We start from the raw sequence: 8,448 nt of genomic DNA, 5'->3' as shown, positions 1-8,448 counted from the left end.
GTGGCGCGGTTGACGGGACTCGAACCCGCGACCCCCGGCGTGACAGGCCGGTACTCTAACCATCTGAGCTACAACCGCTCACTGCCAGCCCGGGCAGGCCCGAGCGTGAGCGGTGGTTTAGGCGTGCGCGCCCACGGCGTCAAGCAGATATGAAACGCTCCTGACAAAATTGTTCGCGCTCCGCCGACCTCTTTGACAGCTTCGGGAAATCTGTCTGCCCACGACCGAACAAGGGCACACCCAACGACCCGTGAGAGCCGTCAAACGTTAGCGAAGCTGATTGATGAAATCTGCCACGAAAAGGGAGATCGGGTCGGCCTGAAGCGTCCACATGTTGAACTTGCCCAATGTGGTACTCGTCTCGACCCCGTTCAGACGCTCCTGATAGCCCTCGGTCCCCATGTTGACCAGAAGCGCAGCCTTGAAGCCAAAGGACACGCAGGCGATCATTATCAGTCCTGTCCAGGGAATGCGTCCCCTGAACATGCTGCGGCGACGGGACGAAATGACAAGGCAGCCGTTACGATCAATTCGCGTGGATCGACGACCAAAGCGCGAGCGACGGCCGCGTATCCTGTCGATACGATCCAGCCGACTGTAAAAGTCAGAAAATGTGTCAGACATGACTGCAGCCTTACGTTTGGCCCCCACCAAACATGGCCCCAATGGTGTGAAATTGTGGCAAAATTAGGGCAACTGTCACAAAATGTCCGAAATTCGCCGTATTTCCCGCACACATGGGGCGCGCCGCCCCAATCTCAGCACATTTGAAGGGTCAGCGTCGCCCATTCATTCACCTCGTCGCGCGTGTGAACGCGAAACCCCTGCGCCGCATAGGCCGCCACGACCTCATCGGCCTGCTCATGGAGAAGACCCGACAGGATTGCATAGCCTCCAGGCGCGACATGGCGCTTCATGTCCCCGGCCAGCGCAATCAGCGGCGCCTTCAGAATATTGGCGAAGATCAGATCGAATGGGGCGCGGGCGCGGATGTCGGGGTGGTCGAACCCGGCGGCCTCCAGACAGATCACACGCCCTTGCAGTTCGTTGGCGACAACATTGGACTGTGCCACCTCGACCGCCACTTCATCAAGGTCACTGGCCAGAACCGGGTTCGGCCAAATGCGCGCCGCAGCCATCGCGAGCACTGCGGTGCCACAGCCGATGTCGGCCACATTCTCACCGACAACCCCCCCGGTCGCCAGCCGGTCCAGCGCCCGCAGGCATCCCAGAGTCGTGCCATGGTGGCCAGTCCCGAATGCCATCGCCGCCTCGATCAGAAGCGCCTCGACCCCGGCCGGAACCTTGTCGGCGTCGTGACTGCCATAAACAAAGAAGCGCCCGGCCACGACCGGGGCGAGTTCGCGCTTCACCTGGGCGACCCAATCCACCTCGGGCAGTTCCGACACCGCAAAGGGCTTTGCACTGAAACTAACGGCCAGAAGCGCCAGCCCTGCCTCGTCAGGCGCCTCCGTGAAATAGCCACCCACTTCCCATAGGCCGGACCCGTCCTCCAGTTCCATCACGCCAACGCCGGTCGGTTCCGGCGTCAGGCGCTCCATCGCCTCAGCGAGGCGGTAGGCCTCGTCTTTTCCGGCGAGGGTGGTCAGGGCGGTAAAGGTCGGCATGAAAGCGCTCCGGGGGTCAAGGGTGCAAGCGGCCTATGTCCAGATACGATCGGCGTCAAGCGCCCTGCGCAGGCGGCGCGTCGAAGCGGCGCAGAAACCACCACCCCCAGAGCGCCGAGACGATCCCCATCACACCGCCAACAAGGGCCTGCGCGTAAACGACCCCGGGCGCACCCGCCAGATCAGCCAGCCACCAGGCGGCCGGCAGAATCAAGACGCCGTCACGCAGCCAGTTCACAAGGGTGGAGCGTCCGGGCTTTCCGAGATTGTTGAACGCCGCGTTGGACACAAAGAACGCCCCGATGAAGATGAACGACCCCGCCCCGATGCGTGCAAACGCCTTGTAGACCTCGGCTCCGTCCGGAGGCAGGCCAAAGCCGTCGATCACGTATTCCATGCTCACGAGCAGAAGCATCCAAGCCGTGAAGGTATAGGCCGCACAGAACATCATCGCATCGCGATACGTCATGCGCAGCCGGTCGTGCAGGCGTGCGCCGTAATTCTGACCGAAGATCCCCCCGATCGCTCCGGAAAGCGAGAATATTCCCCCAAAGGCAACCACGGTGACGCGGTTGACCACCGCCCACGCCGCCACGGCCGCATCGCCAAAGCCGGCAATCACCCCGGTCAGCAGGTAGTTTCCGAAGGGCGCGGCCATCTGCGTGAGGATCGCGGGCAGCGCCACGGCGACAAACGGAAGCGCCGCGCGCCGCACCGCCCAGAGCGCGGGAGGCGCGAAAAGATCGTGCCGTATGATCGCGAAGCGCAGCGCCTGAACGACCATCACCACCCGCGACAGCACCACGCCCCAGGCCGCCCCGTCGAGCCCCAGCTCCAGCCCGAGGATCAGAAACGGATCGGCCATCATCGCCACCGCCCCGGAGGTCAGCGTGACATACATCGATCGGCGCCCCTCGCCCTCGGCCCGAAGCGCGCCCTGTCCCGCCATGCCGGCAGCCATGATGATCAGCGACGGCATCGAGATAAGCAGATAGCGCGAAGCCAGAGCCAGCGTCTCGCCTGTCGCCCCGACCAACTCCAGAAGCGGCACGCGGAACACGACGACAAGCACCGTCACAATTGTCTGCGCCAGCACGCTCAGCACCGCCGAGGCAGTGGCCTCATGCCGCGCGCGCTCGGGATCGTCCATGCCGATCCGGCGAGAGATCACCGCAGTGGCCGCGATCATCAACCCGACCCCGATCTGCACCGTGAAGAACTGAATGGCAAAGGCGAACCCGATGGCCGCGATCAGGATCGGCTCCCCGATCTGTGACAGCCAGAACAGATTGGCCAGATCGACAAGGAAAACGAAGGTGATGCCCATTGCACCTGTCAGGGTCATGCGCGCCACATGGCCCATTGTGGACCCGTCGAGGAACCGTCCTCGTCGTTGCATTCGCTACTCCGCCGGGGTTGGTGCCATCCAAAGGCTTAGGCGTGTTTCATTTCCCTTTTCTGGATGCCGGGGGATGAGAAGCGCAAGCAGAAACGACACCCCCGCCATGGCTGCGGCGAGCATGAAGACGGCGCCGGGTGAGACAAGCCAGACATACCCAAGCAATGCGGGTAGGACGACGGCTGCAATATGATTGATGGTAAAGGCGACCGCCGCCGTCGGCGCGATATCCCTTGGATCGGCGATTTTCTGGAAATAGGTCTTCAGCGCGAGTGCGAGCGAGAACAGGATATGGTCAACCACATAGAGCGACGCCGCCAGCACCACGCCCCAGCCAAAATAGTAGATGCCGCCATAGGCCAAGAACACGATCACCAGTCCGATATACTCGGCCACCAGTGTCCGCTGCTCACCGAAACGCGCCACCGCTCCGCCCAGAAGCGGCGCGAAGATCATGTTGGCAACAAGGTTGATCAGGAAAAGCGCCGTGACTTCATGCACCTGAAAGCCGAACTTCTCCACCATCATGAACCCGGCGAAGACGACGAAGATCTGCCGCCGCGCGCCGGACATGAACTGCAGCGCGTAATAGAGCCAGTAGCGGCGGCGAAACACCATTGTCTTGATCTGCGGGTCCGGGCTTTCGAACTGCGGATAAAGCACGAAACACAGAACCGCGATCAGCACCGTCACACCGCCCGAGACGAGATAGACGAAATCGTAACTCAGCCCGAGGCTTTCCCACGTCATCACGATCAGCAGATAGGCCACCAGCGTCGCCCCCGATCCCGCGGCCAGCAGCAGGCCGAGGATCTGCGGAGCGCGCTCTTTCGGCAGCCATTGCAGTTGCAGGGACTGGTTCACCGTCTCGAAATAGTGAAAACCTATGGAACTCAGCATGGTGATCGTCAGGATACCGCCGAGCGTCGGGAATTGTGCGGTTAGCGCCGTCGCCACCCCCAGCAGGATAAGCGACACAAGACCGAGCACCTGTTCGCGCATGAACATGATGATGGCGATCACGCCAACGGCCAGAAACCCCGGAATCTCGCGCACCGTGTGAAGCCAGCCGATGTCCGACCCGTCAAAGTTGGCAACCTCAACCACGAAGTTGTTGAGCAGCGCGTTCCACGTCGCGAACGCGATCGGCATCCCCACGGCCATCAGGAACAAAAGCCCCACGGGCCGCCGCCAAAGCGGCAAGTTCCGGGACTCGTCGAGGGTCATTTTAGTTAACATGTGACCTCAATACGCCCGCCCTGAAAAAATGGCGAGCCAAAACAGACCCGCGCGCGCTCGGCCTGATCTGAATCAAGGCAGGAATTCACCACCCCCCTACAAATTTTTAAAATTCGCACATGATTCGAGGCGCGGCATGGATATCCTGACGCTCGTGGAAAACATTGATGAGGCGCCCACTGCGGCGCTTCTGGGACTCGTGACCGGGGTGATCTTCGGCGTCGCCGCGCAACGCTCGCGTTTTTGCCTGCGCGCGGCAACCGTGGAATTCGCCCGTGCGCAGATGGGCCCGCGCGTTTCGGTCTGGCTGCTCACCTTCTCCACAGCGCTTGTCTGGGTGCAGGCGGCGCATCTTCTGGGCCTCATGGACAGTGGGCAGGCCCGCATGATGGCGGTGCCGGGAAGCTGGTCCGGCGCAATCATCGGCGGGCTGTTGTTCGGCGTCGGCATGGTCTTGGCGCGCGGTTGTTCGGGACGTCTTTTGGTGCTGGCGGCGACCGGCAACCTGCGTTCTCTGGTCTCGGGGCTGATATTTGCCGTGGTGGCGCAGATGAGCCTTTCCGGCTGGCTCGCGCCGCTGCGTGACCGGCTCGCCGCACTCTGGATCACCGAAGGGGGCCGCAATCTCGATCTGCTGACCGCACTGCACCTGCCGCGTGAAAGCGGGCTGATACTCGGCCTTGCCATCGCCGTTCTGGCGCTGATCATCTCACGTCGCAACCGGATCGGTACAGGACGTCTGGTATTCGCCTCCGGCGTCGGTTTTTCCGTGGCTGTCGGCTATGTCTTCACCTTCGGGCTGAGCCAGGTCGCCTTTGACCCGGTACAGATCGAAAGCATCACCTTCTCCGGCCCATCGGCGCACACGTTGATGTTCGTTCTCGATCTCAACGCGGTTCTGCAGTTTGACATCGGACTGGTGCCGGGGGTCGTTCTGGGCTCGTTTCTGGCGGCCTGGCTGACCGGGGAGTTCAAGTTCGAAGGGTTCGATAGCGAAGGCAACATGCGCCGGGCAATGACAGGGGCGGTCATGATGGGCTTTGGCGCAATGCTCGCAGGGGGCTGCGCGATTGGCGCGGGCGTCACCGGAGGGTCCATCTTCGCAGGCACGGCTTGGCTTGCGCTCTTTGCGATGTGGGTGGGCGCAATGGCCACCGACTTCGTTGTGGATCAACGCCGCACAGTCGTCGCCTGACGCCGGAAAACAAGGCGGGGATCGGCCCGCTCAGTAGAAACTTTGCGGGTCGATATCGACAGCCAGCCGCATATCGCCCTTGATCTTCACCTGCGCGACCCATTTGGTCAGTGCCGATTGCAGCGCCACGCCCTTGCCCGCTTTCACCAGAAGACGAACGCGATGCCGTCCCTTGATGCGTGCAATCGGCGCAGGGGCAGGGCCAAACACCTCTGCACCGATCGCGCGCAATGGGGCATCGTTGCGCGCCAACAGGTTGCCCGCGTCGAATGCCTCCTGCATGTCGGTGGAACTGATAATGATACCCGCCATGCGACCATAGGGCGGCACCCCCGCCACACGCCGCCCCTCTGCCTCCGCGCGCCAGAACCCCTCTTCGTCGCCCGCCAGAATCGCCCGGATCACCGGGTGTTCCGGCTGATAGGTCTGCAACAGCGCGGTGCCCGGTTTTTCCAACCGGCCGGCGCGCCCCGCGACCTGCCGCATGAGTTGAAACGTGCGCTCGGCCGCGCGCAGATCCGAGCCCTGAAGCCCCAGATCGGCGTCAATCACACCCACAAGCGTCAGGTTCGGGAAATTGTGCCCCTTGGCAACAAGCTGCGTGCCGATCACCACATCCGCGCCGCCCTCGGCAATCGCCCGCACCCCCTCTTTCAACGCGCGGGCCGAGGCGAACAGATCCGAGGACAGCACCGCCAGTCGCGCATCGGGAAAAAGCGCATCCGCCTCTTCGGCGAGGCGCTCCACCCCGGGGCCCACCGGCGCGAGCCGACCTTCGGCCCCACACTCCGGGCAGGTCTCCGGCATCGGTTTGGTCTCGCCGCACTGGTGGCACATCAGCCGTTTGAGAAAACGATGTTCAACCATCGACGCATCGCAATGATCGCAGTTGATCTGGTGTCCACAGGCACGGCAGACCGTCACCGGGGCATAGCCGCGCCGGTTCAGGAACAAAAGCGCCTGCTCCCCGCGTGCGACCCGCGCCTGAACCGCCCGTTGCAGGCTGGGCGAAATCCAGCGCCCGGATGGCAGGGTTTCTGCCCGCATGTCGATCGCCCGCATCTCGGGCAAGACGGCTGTCCCGAAGCGCGCCGTCAACTCCAGCCGCGCATATTTGCCCGCCTGCGCATTGGCCCAGCTCTCAAGTGACGGCGTGGCCGAGGCGAGCACGACCTGCGCCCCGCACAGGCTTGCGCGCAGAACCGCCATGTCACGCGCGTTATAGAGAACACCATCTTCCTGCTTGTAGGAATTGTCATGTTCCTCATCGACAACGATCAGGCCAAGATCGCGGAACGGCAGGAAAAGCGCCGACCGCGCCCCGATGACAAGCTGAACACCACCCTGCCCCGCCATCTTCCAGATGCGCCGGCGCTCTGTCATGGTCACACCCGAATGCCATTCGGCAGGCTGCGCCCCGAACCGCGCCTGCACCCGCGTCAGAAACTCCGCCGTCAGCGCAATCTCGGGCAGAAGCACCAGCGCCTGCCGCCCCTGCCGCAGGCATTCCGCCACGGCCTCCAGGTAAACCTCGGTTTTGCCCGATCCGGTCACGCCGCGCAGCAAGGTCGTGCCATAGCCTCCCGACCGAATACCGTCGCAAAGCTGCTCCGCCGCCACCTGCTGATCGTCGGTGAGGGTCTTGCCACTGAAACCGGGGTCCAGATGGTGAAACGGCAGATCGCGCGGGCTGTCCTCCTCGCGTACCACCCCCTGTTTTACCAGACCCTTCACCACCGAAGACGACACCCCCGCCGCCTCGCTCAGCTCCTTGAGGGTAAAGGCCAGCCCGCCGTACTCGCGTAGCACGTCCAGAACGCGGCGGCGCGCCTCCGTCTCCCGATCGGGCGTCCCATCGCCCAGCCGGTAGACCTTGCGCATCGACGGAGGATTGCCCAGTCCCGGCGCGCGTGTCGCCAGCCGCAGCATCGCGGGAAGCGGCGTGAGCGTGTAGTCGGCCGCCCTCTGAAGAAAGGCGCGCATCTCCTGCCGCATGGGCGCCACATCCAGCACCCGGATCACCGAACGCACCTTCGCCGGATCCCAGTTGCCGCGCCCCGGCCCCCAGACCACTCCCATCACCTTGCGGGGCCCGAGCGGCACCTCGACGAAGGCTCCCTGCCAGCAGCCACCTTCGGGCGCGCGATAGTCCAGTACCCGGTCCAGCGGCTGGGTGGTCAGCACGCCGATCAGCGCGCCCTCGTCAAAAAATTCCGGCTCATCCAAGACTTGCTCCGGCTCCCGCGTTATGGCCCTCAAGAGGGGCTTTCCGCCCTGCCCCTCATGAGGTAAAGCCAACCCGAGCCAAGGCCAAGCCCAAAGGAGCCGCGTATGAAATTCTTCGTAGACACCGCCGACATCGACGCCATCAAGGAACTGCATGCCCTTGGCATGGTCGACGGCGTGACAACCAATCCCTCCCTGATCGCCAAGTCGGGACGCAACATCCTCGAAGTGACCAAGGAAATCTGCGACCTCGTGGACGGCCCGGTGTCCGCCGAAGTCGTCGCCACCGAAGCCGGCGCGATGATCGACGAGGGCCGCAAACTTGCGCAGATCGCTGGCAATATCGCCATCAAGGTGCCGCTCACATGGGATGGGCTCAGGGCGTGCAAGGTGCTGTCCGGTGAAGGCAACATGGTCAACGTGACCCTTTGCTTCTCGGCCAATCAGGCCCTTCTTGCCGCAAAGGCGGGCGCGACCTTCATCTCGCCCTTTATCGGACGGCTCGACGACCTCAATCTCGACGGGCTCGACCTGATCGCCGACATTCGCCAGATCTATGACAACTACGGATTCGACACGCAGATTCTCGCGGCCTCGATCCGCAGCGCCAACCACATGAGCGAATGCGCAAAGATCGGCGCCGACGTGGCCACCGCGCCGCCCGCCGTGATTCAGGCAATGGCTGATCACGTTCTCACCGACAAGGGGCTCGCCACCTTCCTCAAGGATGCCGAAAAGGCCGGAATCAAGATCGTCTGAAC

Annotated in this window: 7 protein-coding genes and 1 tRNA gene; 2 read left to right on the top strand and 6 right to left on the bottom strand. The window is 63.2% G+C overall.

Translation table 11 applies throughout. From position 1 onward, the window contains the following. Window position 1: 1 nt before the first annotated feature. From BMW66_RS16935 to BMW66_RS16915, 5 genes are all read right to left on the bottom strand, one after another. A tRNA-Asp gene (locus tag BMW66_RS16935) sits at window positions 2-78 on the bottom strand. A gap of 189 nt (window positions 79-267) precedes the next feature. Further along, window positions 268-450, bottom strand: a complete 183-nt coding sequence (locus BMW66_RS16930; protein WP_093120191.1) for a hypothetical protein — start codon at window positions 448-450, stop codon at window positions 268-270. A 308-nt stretch (window positions 451-758) separates the two neighbouring features. Next, window positions 759-1,628, bottom strand: coding sequence for a 50S ribosomal protein L11 methyltransferase (locus BMW66_RS16925; protein ID WP_093120189.1), 870 nt, complete (start codon window positions 1,626-1,628; stop codon window positions 759-761). Window positions 1,629-1,683: 55 nt separating this feature from the next. Next, a complete protein-coding gene (locus BMW66_RS16920; RefSeq protein ID WP_093120188.1) occupies window positions 1,684-3,027 on the bottom strand; it encodes an MATE family efflux transporter in 1,344 nt (447 codons plus the stop codon). Window positions 3,028-3,030: 3 nt separating this feature from the next. Next, complete coding sequence (locus BMW66_RS16915) at window positions 3,031-4,254, bottom strand: MFS transporter (protein ID WP_245729529.1); 1,224 nt, start codon at window positions 4,252-4,254, stop codon at window positions 3,031-3,033. Window positions 4,255-4,402: 148 nt separating this feature from the next. Between BMW66_RS16915 and BMW66_RS16910 the strand changes: the two genes are divergently transcribed. Next, a complete protein-coding gene (locus tag BMW66_RS16910; RefSeq protein WP_093120185.1) occupies window positions 4,403-5,461 on the top strand; it encodes a YeeE/YedE family protein in 1,059 nt (352 codons plus the stop codon). A 30-nt stretch (window positions 5,462-5,491) separates the two neighbouring features. Here BMW66_RS16910 and BMW66_RS16905 read toward each other — a convergent pair whose 3' ends face one another. Next, a complete protein-coding gene (locus tag BMW66_RS16905) occupies window positions 5,492-7,687 on the bottom strand; it encodes a primosomal protein N' (RefSeq protein WP_245729528.1) in 2,196 nt (731 codons plus the stop codon). A 105-nt stretch (window positions 7,688-7,792) separates the two neighbouring features. On the opposite strand from BMW66_RS16905, the gene fsa reads away from it, so the two are divergent. Further along, window positions 7,793-8,446 (top strand): fructose-6-phosphate aldolase, encoded by a 654-nt coding sequence (fsa, locus tag BMW66_RS16900; protein WP_093120183.1) that lies wholly within the window; start codon window positions 7,793-7,795, stop codon window positions 8,444-8,446. The last annotated feature ends 2 nt before the right edge of the window (window positions 8,447-8,448 follow it).

Origin of the sequence: Salinihabitans flavidus (genome assembly GCF_900110425.1) — a bacterium.
Lineage (GTDB): Bacteria > Pseudomonadota > Alphaproteobacteria > Rhodobacterales > Rhodobacteraceae > Salinihabitans > Salinihabitans flavidus.
Note: the sequence above shows the minus strand (reverse complement) of the source record. Positions and strands in the feature narration are given on the sequence as shown.